The organism is Microbacterium sp. ABR10 (assembly GCF_057812175.1).
Genome location: NZ_CM173821.1, coordinates 2,010,017 through 2,029,296 on the forward strand (window position 1 = coordinate 2,010,017; position 19,280 = coordinate 2,029,296).

Sequence of the window (19,280 nt, forward strand, 5' to 3'; positions counted from 1 at the left end):
TGGCCTGGCGTGCAGCGTGGCCTACCGGCGCAAGGGGTGCCGGTGCACGCCCTGCAAGGTTCAGCGCGCGAAGGCTGAGCGTCACCGGCTGCCCAACCGCAGGCTAGACGCCCTGGAGCAGGAGTTCATTGAGGCCGTGCGCGTTGACAGTCACTACCTCGTGGACATCGTGAAGGCGTGGAACCGTCTCCCAGCTCGGAAGCGCCGAGCAGAGAAGGAGTGACCCATGAAGGACCACCTCAGCATCGTCCTGGAGACCCGCCGCAACTGGCAGGAGGGCGTCGTGGTGATCGACACCGGAGAGTTGACCGACACGCAGCGCCACGACGAAGGGCAGTCCCGGACCCGCCTTCGGGTCAGCAAGTGGGGCCTCCGCTTCGAGATCGACAGCGCCCTCCACCGGCAGGTGATCGAGATCAACCTCGACGATGAGCAGCGCCTGGAGCTGGCATCCACCCTCGCCCGATACCCCTTCATCATGGACAGGGAGGAGCGGCTGGCGTTCGTTGACAAGCTGGACCGGCCCATGCGCCCCTGAGCCCACCTCATGACGAAGGCCCCCACTGGATCTCGCACAGTGGGGGCCTTCATGAACACGTTGGACCGGATTCGAGTTCTACGTTACCGGTTATCGGACGGGGGCACAGGGAATTGCCTGTATCAAGTGAACTAGCACTGGCTCATGTTGCAGCTAAATGCGTGTGTTTCAGCCCGTATCAGATGAGCTAGGCGTAGGTGTATCAGACCAACTAGGTGTAGGTGTATCAAATGAACCTATCTTCCAGGGGAAGATGGTCATGAACTCCAACACACCTCTGCTCTTACTTGACTACCCCCTCTCGTGGGATAATCTCTACACGACAGCTTGATTCCAGATCACGCGGAATCGTTCGAGTAGTGCTCGGACTGGTCGCCTCCCGATTCATCGTCGGTGAGGGGGTAGCTCACAAGATGAGACCTTTGGACCGGTCATGAAGCTCTACCCCTACCCACAGCCCCGCATCGCTCTGCACCGTCGAGAGAACTCCTCCGGTCACGCCAAGAGCTACTGGAACCACAGCACTCACGTCATCCGCTGGATGGGGCGAAACGCCCTCCGCCGCATCCGTGACTTCGACGCAGCTGGTCAGTCCTGGCCCACTGTTGACGAGCTGGAGGCCTGGATCATGGAGACCCATCAGAAGGCCCTGGCGCACTGCACGGACGCGGACTACGCCGCCAAGGCGCAGGATGCCGCCGTCTTCGCCCTCTCCGCCTACGACCCCGCCGAGTACGACAGGCGCGTGCAGCGCGCACGCAACGGCGGGAAGGCGTCCGGCCACAAGAAGGGTGCACGAGGCAAGCGCCCACCCGTGCACAAGCCGGAAGACCTTGACGGCCTAGAGCACCTGAGCAAAACCGAGCAGGCCGAACGGCTCGGATGCTCACCGGCCACCATCGGGCGGCTCCGCGCCGAACGTGCACGTATGCAGGCTGAGCCCGACTTCCTGGATTCGGTTATGGCCGACATCGACGCCGAACGCGCTAATTCCGTTCGTGCTAATAAGCCCGAACCCGTTGCAGCTAACTCCGTTCGTGCCAACAACCCAATCGTGTCAATTGCAACAGGTAAACCCATCCAGTACCTGGAGCAAGTCCTACTGGATATCAGGGCTGAGCGCGAACAGAACGCATACGACCACGCCAGCGACATGCTCGCCGTCATCGGACTCTAAGGACAGTTCCTAGCGGATGCGCGCCGAGATGCGGCGAGCGCAGCAGCGGCCCTGACCCCGGATCTCGGCCATGGCCGTCATACGTGCTAATGATTTAGCTGTCACAGCGTGCAGACCCATGCCGATGAGCGGCGATGACAAGAATTTTCCGCAGATTGCGCACTTCGAGGGCCGAGGGGCCGATATGACATTGCATGAGGACCATTCAGACGAGGGCAAACGGCGAGCGAGTCTGCACCATCTGCGCCTCGCCGCACGCCGAAGCGCTCCGCGTCGCGCTGGCTGAGGGCGAATCCGCCACCTCACTGGCACGTCGCTACAACGTCTCGGTGGATGCCTTGGGGCGTCATCGTCGGGCCGGTCACGAAGCCGCACGCCTCATTGTGATCGACCCCGACACCGCCGCACTGGGTCTCATTGACTCAACCGTCACTCTGCTTCAGCTGGCCCGCGCCGCCGCAGCACACGAGTACTCCCGAGGGAACAACCGTCTCGGCGCTCAGGTGTCCGACACCGCCTTGCGGGCGGTCGGCACCCTCCGCGACCTGGGCCTGGACGCCGACGCGCTCACCGCGGACATCGCCGCAGCGAAGGACGCCCGACGCAAGGCGTATCGCCTCTCAAAGGCCGTCGAGGACCTTCTCGAAACTCATCCCGACCTCATCCCCGAAATGGCTGACCATGCCGAGGCCCGCGGCCTCCTGGACATCGCGGCCATTCTCCGCGCCGACGACACCGAGGAGCAGTCATGACCGACAACTACGACAAGGCAGAAGCCGAGCGCATCGCCCGCGACCTCCTCCGCACCCTGCGCGACCACCACATGGGGGGCGTCCTGTCGGTAGCAGTTCCCACCCCGGGTATCGCCCGCGCCCTGGCGGACCACCTGAACGAGACACCGTTTCTGAAGCCGGACGACCGAGGCACCATGGGTGCGCGCGAAGACGACTTCCGTCGTCGCCTTGGGGCGCGTGAGGCGGTGAGCGCCTACGAGCAGCTGTACGTGCGAGCCGAGTGGCTGAGTTCTTCCGCGCACCTCCTCGCCTTTCACGACCTCATGGACACCGGCACGCCCACCGAGCGCGAAAAGTTCGCATCGCGCCTCCTCGGCCAGATCCGCCAGGACCTCGACCACTTCGCATTGCTCCTGCCTGAGGGGGCCGAGACGTGACCGGCGACCTGGACCATGGCCCCCTCCGCCGCGACCTCGCCCGCCAGACCGCGCCGCACCACCTGAGCACGAGCGACATCGCGGCCTCGTACGAGCCCCAGATCGACGCCCTGACCCGCCCGCCCCGCACGAACGCCTCCCCCGACTGAGCACCTGGAGAACATCATCATGAGCACTCCCGACACCGCCGACCTCGACGACTTCGACGACCTCCTGTCCGACGACACCCCCGAGCAGGGCTCCGCGTGGGAAGTCGGTGAGGTCATCACGTGCCTCACCTCCGGGAGCACGCAGAACTTCGGCAAGCCTCTGGTTGACCTGAGCCGCACCTATACGCGCGGCGACCGAATCGAGGTGACCGCCGCGACCCTGGAGCACCGCGCCGACGTTCTCGCCCTCGTGGACGACCCCACCGAGCAGATCCGCCGATGGGGTGAGCAGCGCTGGCACCGGGGCACGCTCGACGTGGAGCGATGGTCGCAGCGGGGCGACGCAATCTGGATTCTCGAACGCGATCAGGCCCGCGCCGTTGCCGCCGACACCATCGATCCCGTCGAGCGCGCGGAGCGCTACAAGGCGATCTCGGAGCGTTTTGGGGCCGCACCCCAGGCGAAGACCACGCAGTACCGTGACCGCGCCGCAGAGCGCCGCCAGGCCGAAGACCTGCACCGTCGTGCGCAGCAGCCCCGCGCGGTTTATCGCAGCACGGCGGACTGACCCGTGGACCGTCCCGAGCGCTCCGCGCGTAAAGTGTTTCAGTCTCTCGTCCTACGCATCCTCGACTTCGAGAATCTTCCCGTGGATGCCGCCGACCTCGACGCCCCCGGGCCGGATCTGGTGAACCGTCACGCCTGGATCACCGTCTCCGCGCAGAACCTCACAAAGGCGGGATTCAACCTCGCCGCCGCCCGGAGTCACGCGCGCGAAGCTGGCGACCTTCGCCCGGTGGTTGTTGTGAACCGCTACGAGCCCCAGGTTGGGCCGGTCGATGCCCTCGCCGTGATGTCGCTGCATGATCTCGCGGTGTTGCTGGGACGCGCCGCCGACGCCGAGGAGGTCGCAGCGTGAACGACGAGCACCCCCGCATTCTCCCCAAGATCACTATCCCAGTCGGTCCCAAGACCATCCGTGTCGGCGCGCTCACCCTGCGAGCCCCCGCCGATGCGACCCTGGCCGCAGGACCACGCGGCCTGACCTACGTGCTAACCGCGGGGCGTGTTCACTGTCTCAGCCCCCGCGGCGAAGAGATCTCGATCCCCGCGACCGTGCAGGCCCCCCTGCGCGCGGCGTACTTCCGCTCGACCACCTAGCTCAACACAGACCGCCCGCGTGCGTTGAACGCGCGGGCACGGGGCCGTCGTAGCCTGACTTCCTTCGCGGGCGTGGGAGTAGTTCACCCACCATGGCGACGGCCCCACCTCAGACGGGCACTGCCTTTCGTGCCCGCCGACCCGGGGGCTCTCGTCCGGACGTGCGACATGCGCGTCGGCATGAGCCGGAGGATTCCCCCGGGGTTCGGCACCCTGACCCCGCACCCCCTCCCACTCGTAGGAAGAGACCGTCATGAAGTAGATCCCTCGGGAGGGGGTGCGGCCTGATCCCTGGGCCTCTTGGTCACGCGAACGGCCCAGGTGCGACGGCCCCCGATTCTTAGCCGAGGTCGGGGGCCGTTCGTCTTCTCAGAAACGAAGCCGAGACGAGAACCCCGACCGCGAGAACGGTCCCGCGCAATTCCGGGTCTGGAGTAGCGGTGAGGCCTTCGTCAGATCTCAGACGAGAATGAGTCGCGCAAATGTATGAGATTATGAGATACTATATACATGACGACCTCGCAGAGTATCCGCCTCGGCTACACCCGTGTCTCGACCTCGGCGCAGGACGAGCAGCTACAACTGGACGCCCTCGACGGCGCGAAGGTACTCCGTCGCAACCGCTACTCCGACCACGGCGTCAGTGGCACGAAGGTCAGCCGCCCGGGCCTCGACGCAATGCTGGCCGACGCCTACGCGGAACGAGAAGCGGGACACGAGGTGACTATCGTCCTCTACCGCCTCGACCGCCTCGGACGCAGCTCCCTGCACATCGCACAGTTGTTGTCCGACCTCACCGAGCGTGGGATCAACATCGAGTCGATCTCGGACGGCCTCAACAGCGCCACCCCCATGGGCCGCGCCATGCTTCAGATGGCGTCGATCTTCGCGGAGATGGAACGCAACATCATTGCCGAGCGCACCGTGGCGGGCCTCGCCGCTGCGAAGGCGCAGGGGAGGACAGGGGGACGCCCGAAGGTCACCGATTCCGCGAAGGCCCGCAAGGCGCAGACACTCCGCGACGCAGGTGAAAGCATCCGCGAGATTGCCTCGACCCTGGGCGTGTCCATCGCAACGGTCTACCGAATCACCAAAGCTCCCGCCAAGTAGAGCCCCGAACCCTCCAAGGCCCTCAGATCGTCGCGCACGGCGTCCTGGCGGCCATTCCTCGTTCCATGCGGCGGATGCAACTGTGGATGGCACAGCGAGAGGTTCTGGATAACGGCTGGTGCGTCTTGCTCATGTGAGGCACGTTATAAAGGTAGGTCGAGAAGGTCCACGATGTCGTCCCCAGCTTTGCTCGCCATGAAGCACGATGCGCGGTCCTCCTCGAAAGAAAGGAATCGTCGTGGGCAAGTTCATCTACGACAGCGACATCAAGGTCGATTTCGAGGACCGAATACTAGCTCATCTTCAGGCCGTCATTTTGGCGAAGGTCAGGCGTAGCGAGTCGTTCTCGTTCTCGTGGAAAGACGACCTGAGCACGGGAGGCGGACGTACGACCGTCTACATTCACCCGAATGTCTCGCTGGTATTCAAGTATCACGGTGGGCGTACTCCGCAGCTGAACCCGGCGTGGTTGCACGCGCTGACCTACAACGCGAATTCCGGCCGGGGTCTCTACGTCTGCCCGGAGCCGGACCCCGGCAGCGCGCCTAGCGGACCGCCGGTCGAGCCAATGGTCTTCAGCGAGGTGCCTTCGAACGGCCCGCCTGAGGTGCCGCACCTTGGGGTGCAAGACTGAGCAGGTGAACGACCTGGACAACTCGCCTCCCCGTCGCAGTCAGGACCGGCTCCAAGCGTGGGTCGATGCGTTCAAGCAAGAGGGACATCTGTACGCCGGAACCGTGAGTGTCGCGTCGCAAGAGGACGACGACGAGCAGGACACGGGACTCGTCATCATGCGTCTCGCGAATGTGCCCGCAAGCGTCTCCCTGCAGCCCCGCAGCTACGACAACCCGTACTGGGAAGCGACACTGACGGGGTGGGAAACTGACCAGACCCTGAGCCCACACCAGCTGGCGAGCCTGGCCGCGGAACTCGTCGTGGCACAGAACCTCTGCACCTATCTGCAGTGGCGCTCCCTCGAATGGGACCGCGAGAGCGGAAACCACTAAGGGTTGTCTGGGGAGCGCGATTGCGGCAGGTGCTTAGTGGAGCATGGAACCACCGCTTCGGGTGAAACCCAGTGCCTGGTTGGGTGACTCCAATCGTCAATCTCGGTTACGGCGTGCAGCTTGGCCCGATGCTTTCGTCCATGAAGAACTCGCCGACCCTTTCAGCCCGAGCAGCGGCGCGCCGACTGGGCGTCTCCGCACGAACCGTGCGCGAATGGTCAGAGTCCGGGGTCGGACCCCTCCCCGACGCAAGGGGACGTTACGACCGGGCCGGGGTCGATGTGTGGCGGGCCGAGGTAGAAGAACAGCTATGTGCGCGGAGCACCGTGGACGCCCCGTGAACGACGTTCTCGACCGACCTCGACCCACGGGGCCGCGCCCTCGATCTCGGCGGCGAGCGCGTCGCACAAAGCCATATGATGCTTGCCCTCGTAGTAGCCGGAGCACGTGCCGGCCACCTGGGCCAGAAGCTCGTCTTCCTCCACGGCGAGCGCGCGCAGCTGGGCGATCACCGGCGCTGGATCTCGCACGAAAAGATTCCGCGTAATCGTCGCGGACAGGCTCACATCGAGCCTGGTCCTGGGGCTGAGGCGTCGGGAAGGCACACCCCGGACGCTAGGTCACACCTCCGACATCTCAGGCGGTTCGGGCTTCGGTCGGGATCCCGCCGGAGTGCCACAATCGGCGCATGATGAAGCGACGCGAGGTTGTGGACGGCCAGGTGCAGTGGCACGACGACGACGGCTTGACGACGATCTGGTACGTCGAATCGACCGTCCTCTCGGACGATGCTCAGCAGGCCTTGGGACTCGTCGCGTACTGGGCCGCGTTGTTGGAGCAGCAGATCGAGACCGCGCTCATCGAGTTACTGTTCGGGCTCGCCCATTACGAGCGCGGTCGGGTCATGACTAGGGACCTCACGGCAATGGCCATGATCCAGCGGTGCAAGGCTCTCGTGAAGCTGGAGGCGACCGAGGACACAGCCGCACTGGAGGTATTGGAAAAGGCGGCGACCGCTCTTCAGGAACGGAACGGCGTCCTCCACGGAGCCATCGGAGGCCACCTCTCAGAGGGCATGCTCAGCGTGCGCAACAGAAAGCTCGGCTCGATCTCCGAGGCCTCAACCGCAGACATCTTGAATGTGGCTGAGGTGGTCTTCGACGCTGGGATGACGGTCGGAAACGTCTCATGGCACAAGATCGGTACTCACTGACGGCCAGACCCGCTCTGTCAGGTCTCCAGCCGCCCCCGGAGGGCCGCGGTCTCATTGGCTAGGCAGGGGTCTCCTTCCTGCCAGCCTGATCGATGAGCCCAAACATGTCCTGAACCGCCTGAGGCATCGCAGCAGGGCGGGGGCGCTCAGCAGACGACCGTTGAGCTTCGGGTTGCGGAGCATCAAGCGCCTCCACGTCGGCCAGCAACTCTTTCACTGACTGGTACCGCTGTTCGGGCTGCGAATGGATGCACCTCTGGACAATGCGCTCCACCCGGGGGTCGATGCCTTTCGTCACAGATTTACGTCCGGTGAAGATGTAGAGCAGGACGAAGCCCGCAGCGTAGATGTCATTGACCGCCGCGAACTCTTTGAACGACCCCAAGGCGGGGTCGATCTTGGTGCCCTTCATCTCCGTTTCGGTAACGGTGAAGTCTGACCCCCGTTGCTTCGCCAGGCCGAAGTCAGAGAGCTTCACCAGAACCGCCGAGCCCCCGAATGTGCGCAGCAACACATTGCGCGTGCTGATGTCGCGATGAAGATGCCTCCGCGAGTGGATGAAGTTGAGGCCGTACAAGAACTGCAGCGCGATGCGCTTTCGAGTCAGGAACCCGAACGCTTGTTGATTGTTCTTCTCGGCGACGAAAGCCTCCAGTGAAGCGTCGCAGTACTCCATCGTGTAGGACCAGTCGGACTCGTCAAACCGGTACACCTCCAGGACGTACGGGAATTGAAGGTCCTTCATCAGGTCAAACTCACGGCGAAACCGCTCCTTCTCGCGTTGGTCCGACCCGGGCTTCAGACGCTTTCGCGCGAAGGTCAAGCCGTAGTTGGGATCGGTGAAGCGATGCACCAGCGCAAAGGCACCTTCTCCAACCTGCGTGAGCTTCGCTGTGCGGGAGTCATCGAGCTTGACTGCATGATCGTGAAGCTGGAAGACCGGCGCATAGCTCTCCACCTCTATGGGGGTAAAGCCTTCGGGGATTGCGCTTCCCCCGCTGCTGCTAAGCCATTTCGCAGCCCCATCGAGGACCCGCTCGTACTCCGGATTGATGACTAACCCCAGACCCGCCTTATCGAGCGCGGTCCGAACTTCTCGAATGCGGTCGATGAGGTCGAGGAGATTGCGCGAGTTGTCCGCGTTGAAGTGGCCACCGTGTCCTCCCCTGGCCTTCACGTTCATCCACTTGAACTCGGCGTCGAGCCCCGCGTGGATGAACGCGAAGGCGTTGGGAAGAATCTCCTCACGCCGATAGATGTCGAGGTATGTCGGATCGACCGGCGTGTTCTCGTACTCCCGCTCGAACCGTCCCAGTCTTTCCAGCGCCACCGTTTCCACGGCCCCAGGCTACCGAGCGCCGCTCTGCCACGTCCTCGACACGTCATCGAGAGCCGTCCGTGTCCAATTCGTGTCCACTGCCGTGGCCACGGGCTACGCTGAAGGCCCCTGAGGGATCGTCCATTTTCTAGAACATTGGACGGGTCTGACGATAAGTCGGGAACGAGAACCGCTGTCACTCACGGGCATCGCCGACTCGGGGGCGTCCGTTTGCGGACACGACCGCTAGAGGACCTTGTGAGGACGGACCGCGCCTGCCACCTTCGGGGAAGGGCTGCCGACGGCCCGAACGAGGGATTCCGATGGATGAGACCACCGCCACGCGCCCGCCACTGACGCGCTCCCTGGGCGGGTTCCAGGTCTTCGCGATCTCGTTCGCCTTCATCTCGGTCGTGGTCGGCGTGTTCGCGACCTACGGCGAGATGCTGCAGACCTCGGGACCGGTGGGTGTGTGGCTCTGGGTGGTGGTCGGTGCCGGCCAGACGCTGGTCGCACTCGTCGTCGCGCAGTTCGCGGCGCGCATCGCCCTCAGCGGCTCGTCGTACCAATGGGCCTCCCGGCTCGCCTCACCCCGCGTGGGGTGGTTCTTCGGCTGGTTGTCGTTCTGGTTCCTCGCCATCGCGGTGGTCGCCATCGCCAACGCGCTCGCCGGTCAAGCGATCATGCCGCTGCTGGGAATGGGCGCCGACGAGGACGTCGCGCGCTGGCTGACACTCGTCATCCTGGCCGTTCAGGCGATCCTCGTCATCGTCTCCACGCGCCTGCTCGGCATGGTCACATCGGCGGCGGTGGCCGTCGAGCTGGCGATCGTCGCGGTGCTCGTGGTGGTGCTCCTCGTCGTCGCCCTCGCCACCGGCACCGTGCAGCCGCAGAACCTCGTCTCGCGCGGTGTCGCCGAGGCGGATCCGCAGTACTTCGCCCTGGGCGGCGGGCTGATGGCGGGCATGCTGATGGGGCTCACCACCCTCGTCGGCTTCGATTCCGCGGCCAACCTCGCCGAAGAGGCGAAAGATCCCTACCGAGCGGTTCCGCGCGCGATCGTCGGATCCGTCGTCGCGGCGGCGGTCGCCGGATTCGCGTTCCTGCTGACGCTGACGGTGTCGATCCAAGACGTGGCCGCCGTCACGAGCGACCCCTCCCCCGTCGCCGCGATCATCCGCGGACAGCTCGGACCCGTCTGGGAGCTGATCCTGCTCGCGGGCATCGCCTTCTCGATGTTCGGTGCCGGAACCGTGGTGCTGGCCGCCGCCGCCCGACAGGCCTTCGCCATGGCCCGCGACGGCCGCTTCCCCGCCTCGCGCCTCATCGGTCGCGTCGACGCGCGCACCCGCACGCCGGTGTTCGCCACCCTGCTCATCGTCGCCATCGGGTGCGTGCTGATGCTCGTCCTGCCCGGAGAGGCGCTCCTGCAGCTGATCATCGGGAGCACCATCCTCCCCGCCCTCATCTACGCGGGCGTCGTCGTGCTCTACCTGGTCGTACGCCGTCGGCTCGAGCGCCGCGCGGGCGGCTTCAGTCTCGGGCGCGCTGAGGTCCCCGTCGCCGGCGCGGCGCTGGTGTGGATCGCCTTCGCCCTGCTCGCCCTCGTCACCCCCGGCGATGCCCTGGTTCCCGTGCTCATCGTCCTCGGGCTCGTCGTCGTGGGCGGCGTGTACTTCGTCCTGCTGCTTCGGCTGCGACCGGGCGTGATGGACGAGCAGCCCGGGGCGGACGATGAGCCCGGCCGTGCCGCCACGCCCTGACGTCTTGCGATCATGAGCGCGCGAGCGCTCCCGACGAAAGCGGCGACGACTCACGACTCCCGCACCGCAGGGCGCTCGGAGCCGCCTCAGCTGCGCAGAGCCCGAAGCTGCGCTTGCACCCGCCGGTGCATGTGCAGTGCCGGATAGACGCTCAGGAACACCGCCATCGGTGCGCGCAGGCGTACGTCGCGGATGTCGTGCGCCGAGTAGGTGTTCTCGAAGCGGTCGATGTAACGACGGAAGTCGCGCGGACGGTCGTCGAGGCGCCGTGCACCGATCGCCGCGACCATCTGAGAGGAGTAGACGATGCGTCGGCCGCCCAGCGCGAGGTGGACGGCGATGTCGAGGTCCTCGTGCATGACGTCGTCTTCGTCGTCGCAGAGGAATTCGCGTACGTCTCGCCAGGCATCCGCGCGCAGGGCCATGTTGCTGCCGAAGAGGAAGACGAAGTCGCCCGCGAGCCGCACCTGGAGGCGGCGGAAGGCATCGTCGACCTGCTGGCCGATCGCACGCAACGGGAGGTCGTAGTACTCCACCGGACCCGAGGCCGCGTCGACCTCGCCCGACGCGAACACCTGTGACACCTGGGCCACCCAGTCGGGTTTCAGGGCCGTGTCGGCGTCGATCCGGCCGAGCACATCGCCGATCGCGGCATCCATTCCGAGGTTTCGGGTCGGGACGAGTCCCTGCCTGTCATCCTGACGGAGCAGCCGGATGCCGGCGTCCGGATGCCGCGCGATGAACCGCTCGACGACCGTTCGGGTGGCGTCGGTCGACCGATTGTCGACGACGAGGACCTCGACGGGGGCAACCGTCTGACGAACGATGGCCTCGAGGCACTGGGTGATCACCGTCTCCTCGTTGAAGGCGGGGACGACGATCGACACCGAAGGCAGCACGGTCATCGATCCGGTCTACACGCTCAGAGTGACGCGAGAAGGGGCGCCAGCTGAACGAATGCCCGGGCGCGGTGCGAGTGCGCGTTCTTCTCGGCCGCCGTCCACTCGCCGACAGTGCGCTCCACGCCCGCGAGCTGACCGTCGGGCACGAAGATTGGGTCATACCCGAAACCACCCGGTCCGGCGGGTTTCATCGCCAGGCGACCGGGCCACCGGCCCTCGACCGTCTCCTCGGCGCCGCGCGGATCCACCAGCGCGATCACCGACACGAACTGGGCCGTGCGGTGAGGGTCGGCGACGTCGGACAGCTGGTCGAGCAGCAGCTCGAGGTTGGCGGTGGCGTCTTTCTTGTGCCCCGCCCAGTACGCCGAGAACACACCGGGCGAACCGCCCAGCACGTCGACAGCGACGCCGGAGTCGTCGGCGAGGGCGGGCAGCCCCGTGTGGGCCGCGGCCGCGCGCGCCTTGATCAGGGCGTTCTCGGCGAAGGTCACGCCGTCTTCGACCGGCTCGGGTCCGTCGTAGCCGACGACCTCGAGGTCGGGGCGCACCTCGGCCACGATCGCCTGGAACTCCTCGACCTTGTGCGGGTTGTGCGTGGCGAGGACGACGCGTGCCATCTCAGCCCTCGAGCGCCGCGGTCTGGATGCCGCGCAGCTCGGCGCACCCGTTCACGCCCAGTTCGAGCAGACGGTCGAGCTCCGCTTTGTCGAACGGTGCACCCTCGGCGGTGCCCTGCACCTCGACGAACAGGCCGCGGCCGGTCACGACGACGTTCATGTCGGTTTCAGCCCGAACGTCTTCGACGTAGGCCAGGTCGAGTAGCGGCTCGCCGTCGACGATGCCCACAGACACCGCGGCGACCGAGTCGCGCAGCACCTCGGAGCGCTGGCCGATGAACTTCTTCTCGCGTCCCCAGGCGATGGCATCCGCGAGGGCGACGTAGGCACCGGTGATGGCCGCGGTGCGCGTGCCGCCGTCGGCCTGCAGCACGTCGCAGTCGATCACGATGGTGTTCTCACCCAACGCCTTCGTGTCGACGACGGCGCGCAGCGCCCGCCCGATCAGGCGCGAGATCTCGTGCGTGCGCCCACCGACCTTGCCCTTGATGCTCTCGCGGTCGTTGCGGCTGTTCGTCGCGCGCGGCAGCATCGCGTACTCGGCGGTGACCCAGCCCTTGCCCTTGCCGCTCAGCCACCGCGGCACGCCATTGGTGAACGACGCGGTGCACAACACCTTCGTGCCGCCGAACGTAATGAGCGCCGAGCCCTCGGCGTGCGCCGACCACCCGCGCTCGATGGTCACGGGGCGGAGCTGATCGGCGGTGCGGCCGTCTTTGCGGGTCATGGATCCTCCAGAGGAACGGGAACGGGGATGCCACGCCTCAGCGCGGCAGGTCGATGGCGCCGGTCTGCACGAGCTGCACCTCGCGCACCTCGCGGCCCATGAGGCGGTGCGCCAGGCGAAGGAAGTCGTCGGCGGACGAGCCGGTGGCTTCGTAGCGGTGGCGGGGAGTGGCATCCGGACTCGCCAGGAGGTCTCGCGAGACGAGCTGGCGGAAGACGTCTTTCGCGGTCTCGCTGTCGCTGGAGACGAGGCTGACGTCGGGGCCCATCACGTAGCTGATCGCCCCCTCGAGGAACGGGTAGTGCGTGCAACCGAGCACGAGGGTGTCGACGCCGGCGTGCCTCAGCGGGGCGAGATACTGCTCGGCGGTGGCGAGCACCTCGGGCGAGTCGGTGACGCCCGCCTCGACGAACTCGACGAAGCGCGGGCAGGCCTCGGCGAACACCGTCAGGCGCTCGTTGACCTCGAGCATGTCCTGGTAGGCGCGGGAGCCGATGGTTCCGACCGTGCCGATGACGCCGATCCGGCCGTTTCGGGTGGTCGACATGGCGGTGCGCACGGCGGGGCCGATGACCTCGACCACGGGGACGTCGTAGCGCTCCCGCGCGTCGCGGAGCATCGCCGCCGAGGCGGTGTTGCAGGCGATCACCAGCATCTTCACGCCCTGCTCGACGAGGGTGTCGAGCACCTCGAGGGCGTACCGGCGGACATCGGCGATCGGCTTCGGGCCGTAGGGCGATCGGGCGGTGTCGCCGATGTAGAGGATCGACTCGCGCGGCAGCTGCGCCGACACGGCCCGGGCGACGGTGAGACCGCCGACACCCGAGTCGAAGATCCCGATCGGCGCGTCGTCCATAGGGTGCCAGCCTACCGGGCGGGCAGGAGTCGAGCAGGTCGTGCGGGTGCACCGCGCCGGGCTGTCCCCCGTAGGACTCCTGCGGGAGCGACGGTTCACGCGGACATCCGGCGGAGACGCGCGGAAACGTCGAAGTCGTGCACCGGCGAGGGCGACCCGGGCGCGTGCATGCGCGGCGGGCGCGGCAACGGCGGGGGCGCCGGAATAGGCTGGCGCGATGACGCGCAGCACTGCTCTGCTCACCGACCGCTATGAACTCACGATGCTGGACGCGGCCCTCCGCGACGGTACGGCCTCGCGCCGCTGCGTGTTCGAGGTGTTCGGGCGCCGGCTCTCCGGCGGGCGCCGCTTCGGTGTCGTCGCGGGCACCGGCCGGCTGCTCGGGGCCATCCGCGACTTCCGCTTCGGCGACGATGAGCTGCGCTACCTGCGGGATGCGAGGGTGGTGGATGCCACGACCCTCGACTTCCTCGCCGACTACCGCTTCACCGGATCGGTGACCGGCTACCGCGAGGGCGAGGTGTACTTCCCCGGCTCGCCGCTGCTGACCGTCGAGGGGACCTTCGCGGAGGCCGTACTGCTGGAGACGCTCGCGCTCAGCATCCTGAACTACGACTCCGCCGTGGCCACCGCTGCCGCGCGCATGAGCGTCGCCGCCGGCGACCGACCGCTCGCCGAGATGGGCTCGCGTCGCGCAAGCGAGGAGGCGGCCGTCGCCGCCGCCCGCGCCGCGTACATCGTGGGCTTCTCAGCCACCAGCAACCTCGAGGCGGGGCGGCAGTGGGGCGTTCCGACGATGGGAACCGCCGCCCACGCGTGGACCCTGCTGCACGACAGCGAAGAAGACGCGTTCCGTTCGCAGGTCGACGCGCTCGGCAGCGGTACCACGCTGCTCGTCGACACCTACGACATCGCGGACGGCGTGCGCACGGCCGTGCGCGTGGCCGGCACGCAGCTGGGCGGCGTGCGCATCGACTCGGGCGACCTGCCGATCGTCGCGGGCGAGGTGCGGGCGCTACTGGACGAACTCGGCGCCACGGGCACGCGCATCACCGTCACGAGCGACCTCGACGAGTACGCTCTCGCCGCCCTCGCGGCCTCCCCCGTCGACTCCTACGGCGTCGGAACCTCGGTCGCGACCGGATCGGGCGTTGCGACCGCCGGTCTGGTTTTCAAGCTCGTCGCGCGCGAAGCGACCGACGGGTCGTGGGTGGGTGTCGCCAAGGCATCGACGCAGAAGGCCTCGCACGGGGGCCGCAAGGCCGCGTTCCGCACCCTCGACGGGGGCACCGCGACCGCCGAACTCATCATGGTCAGCGACGGCTTCGAAGAACTGTCCACCGCGGCCGAGCATCCAGACGCCCGTCCCCTGCAGACGACGCTCATGCGCGACGGTGAGGCCGATACCGCAGCCCTCGGCCCGGAAGGCGTCGAGGCCGCACGCCGACACCATGCCCGCGTGCGCGAGGAGCTACCCGTGCGGGCGCTGGCGCTCAGCAAGTCGGAGCCCGCTCTGCCGACGGAGTACCGCGAGGCGGGCTGACCGGCCGCCAGGGGCCGGCGAAGGACCCGATCGGGACCGGTGCGGGGTTCGGCGCACCGTGAACGGACGGGTCGACGGACCGTGGGGCGCTGAGGTGAGACGTCGGGTGATCGGAGCCCGCATCGGGCTCTGCCGGTTCGGCCGCCCGGTTAGCGTGAATGGTTGTGCGATCCCGCCGACGGCATCGCGGGAAAGGACCCTCATGCCGCACCCCGCAGGCGAAGTCCCTCAGCCGACACGCCGCGGTGCCATCGCTGCAGCAGCCTGGACGGTGCCCGCGATCGTCGCAGCGACTGCGACCCCCGCCCTCGCCGCGTCGGGAGGCAGCGTCCCGGTCGCCAAGATCCGCCCGAGCTCGGACTTCGCGGCGCAGGACCTGCACGAGTACGACGCCGCGACGAACAGCAACCGGGGGCCCATCGCGGTCTACGTCCGCGCGCGGTACGACCAGAACATCGTGTGGTGGCCCGTGCGCGACCCCGGAGTGGCGGTCATCCCGTACGTCGTCTCCGTGGAGGGACCGCTCGGGCCGTCGACGATGACGGGGGTGCTCAGCATCCCGATCGGTGGATACGTGCAGGACACGCGCACCTACCCGGCCGATGGCAGCCACCCCCTGCCCAGCGGCACCTATCGCTTCACGCTCATGCTGTTCGGCTCCGACGGGTCGGCGGCGGCGACGACCTCGGTGGAGATCAGCTGACGCTCACTTGACGAGCGACTCGTAGATCTCTTTGCACTGCGGGCACACCGGGAACTTCTCGGGATCGCGACCCGGGGTCCACTTCTTGCCGCAGAGCGCGCGCACCGGTTTGCCCGTGATGGCCGACTCGAGGATCTTGTCCTTCTTCACGTAGTGCGAAAAGCGCTCATGGTCGCCGGGCTCGATGTTCTCTTCGCGGATGAGCTCTTCGAGCTCTCGATCCAGGGTCGCGAGACCCCCGCTGTCAGGACTGTCGAGAGGCGTGCTCATGGAGAGCCAGTGTAGCCGCGGACCACGCTCGGCGGTCGGACGGGTTCGACTCAGGTCGCTTCGGCGAACTCCATGAGGCGGGTGGCGCGGCGCTCGTAGACCACGGCGCCCCCCACGATTCCGAGGATCAGCACGACCGCACCGGCGCCCACACCGACCCAGAGCGCCAACATCGCGTCGATGGTGGTGCCGTTGATGGCCTGCCATGTCAGCCAGCCCGCGGGCAGCGCGGTGAGCACCGCCCCGAGCATGACGAGTCCCTGTGCGACGACCCCGCCGGAGCCGGTGCGCTGCGGCTGCTGGAAGGGGCTGTCACCCGGCCGCGATACCGCGTAGGGGGCCATCACCGACGAAAGGCTCGACAAACCCAGACCGCCGAGGAACAGGGCCGCGCACACGCCGACCATGGCCGGGAAGATCGCCCAGCGACCGTGCGCGACGATCGCGAGCGGCAGGCTGACGGCGAGGATCGGGATGCCGATGAGCAGGATGGGCACGAGGCGCCCCACGCGATCGGGGATGCCGCGCACGCCGCTGGCGATGTGCATCCACAGGGCCGTGGAGTCGTACGCGAGATCGTTGTGGGGCAGCCAGCCGAAGAACAGCGCCATGATCGGCACCGGCAGCAGCACCGCCAACTCGAACGGCACCCCCGCGACGAGCAGCGGCACCGTGGAGACCACGGCCGCGATCGGCACGATCACGACGTTGACGATGTATCGCCGGTCGCGCAGCCAGTACGACAGGCTCCGGGCGGCGACGGCTCCCCCCGGGGTGCCCGGCAGGAGCGCGAACCACCCGAGTCCGCCGCGCTCGCGCACTGCGGCCGGACGACGCGTCGTGGTGAGCAGAACCTCGACCAGGGCGAACCACGCCAGGGTGAGCAGCGCCACGGTCGCGAGCGCGACGACGAGGCTGCCGACGGCCGCTCCGGTCGTCGGTGCGAGGCCGACGGCCCATGCGGCCCCGACGGGCGTCCACGACAGGATCTCGGCCGCCGACGCCAGCTGCGACGGCACCGCGCCGCGCCACTCGAGCGATCCGAGGAACACCCCGATCGGCACGACGACGACGAGCACCGCGATGAGGTAGACGCTCATCAGTTCGCGGGATTGCCGGGGCCGCTGCACGAGCGCCCCGAGCGCCATGCTGACGCGGGCGAACAGCACGCACGTCGTGAGCCCCAGAACGACGGATGCCACGCCCGCCACCACCGAGGCACCGTGCGCGCCCCACGCCACGGCGACGCTGACGCCGAGGACGAGCGTCACGAGGACGGGCACGCTGCAGAAGCCCGCGAGCAGCAGCGCCCCGGCGAGCGGACGCGGCTCGGGGCCCACGACCGCGAACCGCCGCGGATCGAGGGGGTCGATCGAGGCCGTGACGGGCGGACCGACCGCGAACCCGAGGGTCACCGCGGAACCGGCCAGGACGGTGACGACCGCTGTCGTGAGGCGGTCGGCATCTGCGAGACCGGCGGCGCTCATGGCCGCGAAGACGGTGGCCGCGATGAGAACGACGACGCCGATCGCCCGCCGGATCACGTCGCGCCGGTCGCCCCGCAGGGCGCCCAGCATCATCGCCAGTCTCAGGCGGAGAACGTGTGCAACCACTCGAGGCCCTCCACGTCGCCCAGTCCGCCCGACAGTTCGCGGAAACGCTGCTCGAGCGTCCCCTCGCCGCGCACCTCGTCGACGGTGCCCTCGGCGAGCACCTGGCCCGACACGATGACCGCGACGCGGGAACACACCCGCTCGACGAGCTCCATGCCGTGGCTCGACAGGATCACCGTGCCGCCGTGGTCGACGTAGGTGCGGAGGATGTCGAGGATGACGCCGCTGGACACCGGATCGACGGCCTCGAAGGGCTCATCGAGCACGAGCAGACGCGGAGAATGAATCATCGCACCCGCGAGCATGACCTTCTTCGTCATGCCCGCCGAGTAGTCGGAGACAGGCCGCGCGAGCGCGTCGACGAGGTCGAACGCGCGGGCGAGGTCGGCCATGCGGCTTTCGACGAGTCCGCTGGGGAGCCCCCGCAGCGCACCGTAGTACGACAGCAATTGGCGACCCGTCAGACGGTCGAAGGTGCGCAGGCGATCGGGCAGTACGCCGATCATCTTCTTCGCTTCGCGCGCCCGCTTCTTGGCATCGACGCCGTTGATCGTCACGTCGCCCCCGTCGGCGCGGAGCAGCCCCGCGATGATCGACAGGGTCGTGGTCTTGCCGGCGCCGTTGGGGCCGACCAGACCGTAGAAGGAGCCCGCGGGTACGGTCAGGTCGATCGCGTCGACGGCGCGGAGCTCGCCGAACGTCTTGGTGATGTGGCGGAGCGTGAGCGCGGGGACGGCGGCGTCGCCGGCGTCGCCGGCCGGATCGGTGGATGCCGCTGTGTCGGTGGATGCCGCTATGACGGTGCCCGAATCAGCGGACGCCTCTTCGTCGGTGGCGGAGTGGGCGGAGACGTCTGTGCCGGTGGACGTGTCCGCGGTGACCGCGCCTCCGACGACCGCGTCGGGCGACGCCTCGGCGTCCGTGTCAGCGGGGATCGCGGTGTCGGCGGGCGACGCCTCGGCGTCCGTGTCGACGGGCGTCTCGGTAGGCGTGTCAGCGGTGTCGGGCACCGGGGTGTCGAAGGTCTCGCCGGCTGGGACCTCGTCGTCGAAGCGAACGTCGGGCGGAGTGGGATCCTGCGGATCATCGATCTGCGTGTCGTCGAACGTGCGCGCACCCGGGACGTCATCCGGTGCGACAGACCTGGCGCCGGCGCTGTCCCCGGCGTCGGGGACCTGGGACGTCGCCCGTGTACCGTCGGCGTCGTCGCGCGAGTCGAGCGGGGTCGCGACGATCACCTCGACATCGGATGCGGCGGGCTCGAGGTCATCTTCGGCGGCGGGCTCGTCGGCTGTGGTCGGCGAGCCGTCAGCGGACGACTCCGCGGCGGGCGGACCGGAGATCACCGGCTCCTCGACGGCGACATCTGCCGGCGTCGGGTCGAGGGCGACGTGCTCGTCGATCCCGTCCGCCACAGGCGCCTCCGCCGCGAGAGCGCCGGG

General features: G+C 67.6%; 24 protein-coding genes. 15 read left to right on the forward strand and 9 right to left on the reverse strand.

Features of this window, described 5'->3' with window-relative positions; translation table 11 throughout:
• The first annotated feature begins 226 nt into the window (after positions 1 to 226).
• The 11 genes from ACXKZF_RS09320 (at position 227) to ACXKZF_RS09370 (ending at position 6,313) form a co-directional block, all read left to right on the forward strand.
• A complete protein-coding gene (locus ACXKZF_RS09320) occupies positions 227 to 538 on the forward strand; it encodes a hypothetical protein (protein WP_488984021.1) in 312 nt (103 codons plus the stop codon).
• A 433-nt stretch (positions 539 to 971) separates the two neighbouring features.
• Positions 972 to 1,715: a hypothetical protein gene (locus ACXKZF_RS09325; protein ID WP_488984022.1), complete on the forward strand. Its 744-nt coding sequence runs from the start codon at positions 972 to 974 to the stop codon at positions 1,713 to 1,715.
• 194 nt (positions 1,716 to 1,909) lie between these two features.
• On the forward strand, positions 1,910 to 2,467 hold the full coding sequence (locus tag ACXKZF_RS09330) for a hypothetical protein (RefSeq protein ID WP_488984023.1): 558 nt from the start codon (positions 1,910 to 1,912) through the stop codon (positions 2,465 to 2,467).
• Entirely contained in the window at positions 2,464 to 2,886 is a 423-nt protein-coding gene (locus tag ACXKZF_RS09335; RefSeq protein WP_488984024.1) for a hypothetical protein, read from the forward strand. The genes ACXKZF_RS09330 and ACXKZF_RS09335 overlap by 4 nt, the downstream gene beginning before the upstream one ends.
• Positions 2,883 to 3,035: a hypothetical protein gene (locus tag ACXKZF_RS09340; RefSeq protein ID WP_488984025.1), complete on the forward strand. Its 153-nt coding sequence runs from the start codon at positions 2,883 to 2,885 to the stop codon at positions 3,033 to 3,035. Before ACXKZF_RS09335 ends, ACXKZF_RS09340 begins: the two co-directional genes overlap by 4 nt.
• A 19-nt stretch (positions 3,036 to 3,054) precedes the next feature.
• Positions 3,055 to 3,603, forward strand: coding sequence for a hypothetical protein (locus tag ACXKZF_RS09345; protein WP_488984026.1), 549 nt, complete (start codon positions 3,055 to 3,057; stop codon positions 3,601 to 3,603).
• A gap of 81 nt (positions 3,604 to 3,684) precedes the next feature.
• The gene (locus ACXKZF_RS09350) at positions 3,685 to 3,954 is read left to right on the forward strand and encodes a hypothetical protein (RefSeq protein ID WP_488984027.1); all 270 of its coding nucleotides are present in this window, start codon (positions 3,685 to 3,687) and stop codon (positions 3,952 to 3,954) included.
• Positions 3,951 to 4,196: a hypothetical protein gene (locus ACXKZF_RS09355; RefSeq protein WP_488984028.1), complete on the forward strand. Its 246-nt coding sequence runs from the start codon at positions 3,951 to 3,953 to the stop codon at positions 4,194 to 4,196. Before ACXKZF_RS09350 ends, ACXKZF_RS09355 begins: the two co-directional genes overlap by 4 nt.
• 510 nt (positions 4,197 to 4,706) lie before the next feature.
• Positions 4,707 to 5,306, forward strand: a complete 600-nt coding sequence (locus ACXKZF_RS09360) for a recombinase family protein (RefSeq protein ID WP_488984029.1) — start codon at positions 4,707 to 4,709, stop codon at positions 5,304 to 5,306.
• A 238-nt stretch (positions 5,307 to 5,544) separates the two neighbouring features.
• Positions 5,545 to 5,940 (forward strand): DUF7882 family protein, encoded by a 396-nt coding sequence (locus ACXKZF_RS09365; protein ID WP_488984030.1) that lies wholly within the window; start codon positions 5,545 to 5,547, stop codon positions 5,938 to 5,940.
• A 4-nt stretch (positions 5,941 to 5,944) separates the two neighbouring features.
• Complete coding sequence (locus tag ACXKZF_RS09370; RefSeq protein WP_488984031.1) at positions 5,945 to 6,313, forward strand: hypothetical protein; 369 nt, start codon at positions 5,945 to 5,947, stop codon at positions 6,311 to 6,313.
• Between the two features lie 308 nt (positions 6,314 to 6,621).
• On the opposite strand, the gene ACXKZF_RS09375 is transcribed toward ACXKZF_RS09370, so the two are convergent.
• Positions 6,622 to 6,825, reverse strand: a complete 204-nt coding sequence (locus tag ACXKZF_RS09375; protein ID WP_488984032.1) for a hypothetical protein — start codon at positions 6,823 to 6,825, stop codon at positions 6,622 to 6,624.
• 176 nt (positions 6,826 to 7,001) lie between these two features.
• On the opposite strand from ACXKZF_RS09375, the gene ACXKZF_RS09380 reads away from it, so the two are divergent.
• Positions 7,002 to 7,526, forward strand: coding sequence for a hypothetical protein (locus ACXKZF_RS09380; protein WP_488984033.1), 525 nt, complete (start codon positions 7,002 to 7,004; stop codon positions 7,524 to 7,526).
• A gap of 58 nt (positions 7,527 to 7,584) precedes the next feature.
• Here ACXKZF_RS09380 and ACXKZF_RS09385 read toward each other — a convergent pair whose 3' ends face one another.
• The gene (locus ACXKZF_RS09385; protein ID WP_488984034.1) at positions 7,585 to 8,865 is read right to left on the reverse strand and encodes a serine/threonine protein kinase; all 1,281 of its coding nucleotides are present in this window, start codon (positions 8,863 to 8,865) and stop codon (positions 7,585 to 7,587) included.
• A gap of 302 nt (positions 8,866 to 9,167) precedes the next feature.
• Here ACXKZF_RS09385 and ACXKZF_RS09390 point away from each other — a divergent pair, with 302 nt between their 5' ends.
• On the forward strand, positions 9,168 to 10,607 hold the full coding sequence (locus tag ACXKZF_RS09390) for an APC family permease (protein ID WP_488984035.1): 1,440 nt from the start codon (positions 9,168 to 9,170) through the stop codon (positions 10,605 to 10,607).
• An 86-nt stretch (positions 10,608 to 10,693) separates the two neighbouring features.
• Here ACXKZF_RS09390 and ACXKZF_RS09395 read toward each other — a convergent pair whose 3' ends face one another.
• Genes ACXKZF_RS09395 through murI form a run of 4 tightly spaced genes read right to left on the reverse strand, consistent with a single transcriptional unit; the run spans position 10,694 to position 13,709 of the window.
• Positions 10,694 to 11,512, reverse strand: coding sequence for a glycosyltransferase family 2 protein (locus ACXKZF_RS09395; protein ID WP_243222146.1), 819 nt, complete (start codon positions 11,510 to 11,512; stop codon positions 10,694 to 10,696).
• Between the two features lie 17 nt (positions 11,513 to 11,529).
• The gene (gene rdgB, locus ACXKZF_RS09400) at positions 11,530 to 12,126 is read right to left on the reverse strand and encodes an RdgB/HAM1 family non-canonical purine NTP pyrophosphatase (RefSeq protein ID WP_488984036.1); all 597 of its coding nucleotides are present in this window, start codon (positions 12,124 to 12,126) and stop codon (positions 11,530 to 11,532) included.
• A 1-nt stretch (position 12,127) separates the two neighbouring features.
• A complete protein-coding gene (gene rph / locus ACXKZF_RS09405; RefSeq protein ID WP_183419992.1) occupies positions 12,128 to 12,853 on the reverse strand; it encodes a ribonuclease PH in 726 nt (241 codons plus the stop codon).
• A gap of 37 nt (positions 12,854 to 12,890) precedes the next feature.
• The gene (gene murI / locus ACXKZF_RS09410; protein WP_055953848.1) at positions 12,891 to 13,709 is read right to left on the reverse strand and encodes a glutamate racemase; all 819 of its coding nucleotides are present in this window, start codon (positions 13,707 to 13,709) and stop codon (positions 12,891 to 12,893) included.
• Positions 13,710 to 13,926: 217 nt separating this feature from the next.
• Here murI and ACXKZF_RS09415 point away from each other — a divergent pair, with 217 nt between their 5' ends.
• A complete protein-coding gene (locus tag ACXKZF_RS09415) occupies positions 13,927 to 15,252 on the forward strand; it encodes a nicotinate phosphoribosyltransferase (protein WP_055953845.1) in 1,326 nt (441 codons plus the stop codon).
• Between the two features lie 202 nt (positions 15,253 to 15,454).
• A complete protein-coding gene (locus ACXKZF_RS09420) occupies positions 15,455 to 15,955 on the forward strand; it encodes a hypothetical protein (protein ID WP_488984037.1) in 501 nt (166 codons plus the stop codon).
• 3 nt (positions 15,956 to 15,958) lie between these two features.
• Here the strand turns inward: ACXKZF_RS09420 and ACXKZF_RS09425 are convergent, their stop codons facing one another.
• From ACXKZF_RS09425 to ACXKZF_RS09435, 3 genes are read right to left on the reverse strand one after another with little or no spacing between them, the layout of a single operon-like run.
• Positions 15,959 to 16,225 carry a DUF3039 domain-containing protein gene (locus tag ACXKZF_RS09425; RefSeq protein ID WP_055953839.1) on the reverse strand — a complete coding sequence of 89 codons (267 nt, stop codon included), beginning with the start codon at positions 16,223 to 16,225 and terminating at the stop codon, positions 15,959 to 15,961.
• A gap of 50 nt (positions 16,226 to 16,275) precedes the next feature.
• Positions 16,276 to 17,838 carry a hypothetical protein gene (locus ACXKZF_RS09430; protein ID WP_488984038.1) on the reverse strand — a complete coding sequence of 521 codons (1,563 nt, stop codon included), beginning with the start codon at positions 17,836 to 17,838 and terminating at the stop codon, positions 16,276 to 16,278.
• Entirely contained in the window at positions 17,814 to 19,253 is a 1,440-nt protein-coding gene (locus ACXKZF_RS09435; protein ID WP_488984039.1) for an ABC transporter ATP-binding protein, read from the reverse strand. The genes ACXKZF_RS09430 and ACXKZF_RS09435 overlap by 25 nt, the downstream gene beginning before the upstream one ends.
• Positions 19,254 to 19,280: the final 27 nt, after the last annotated feature.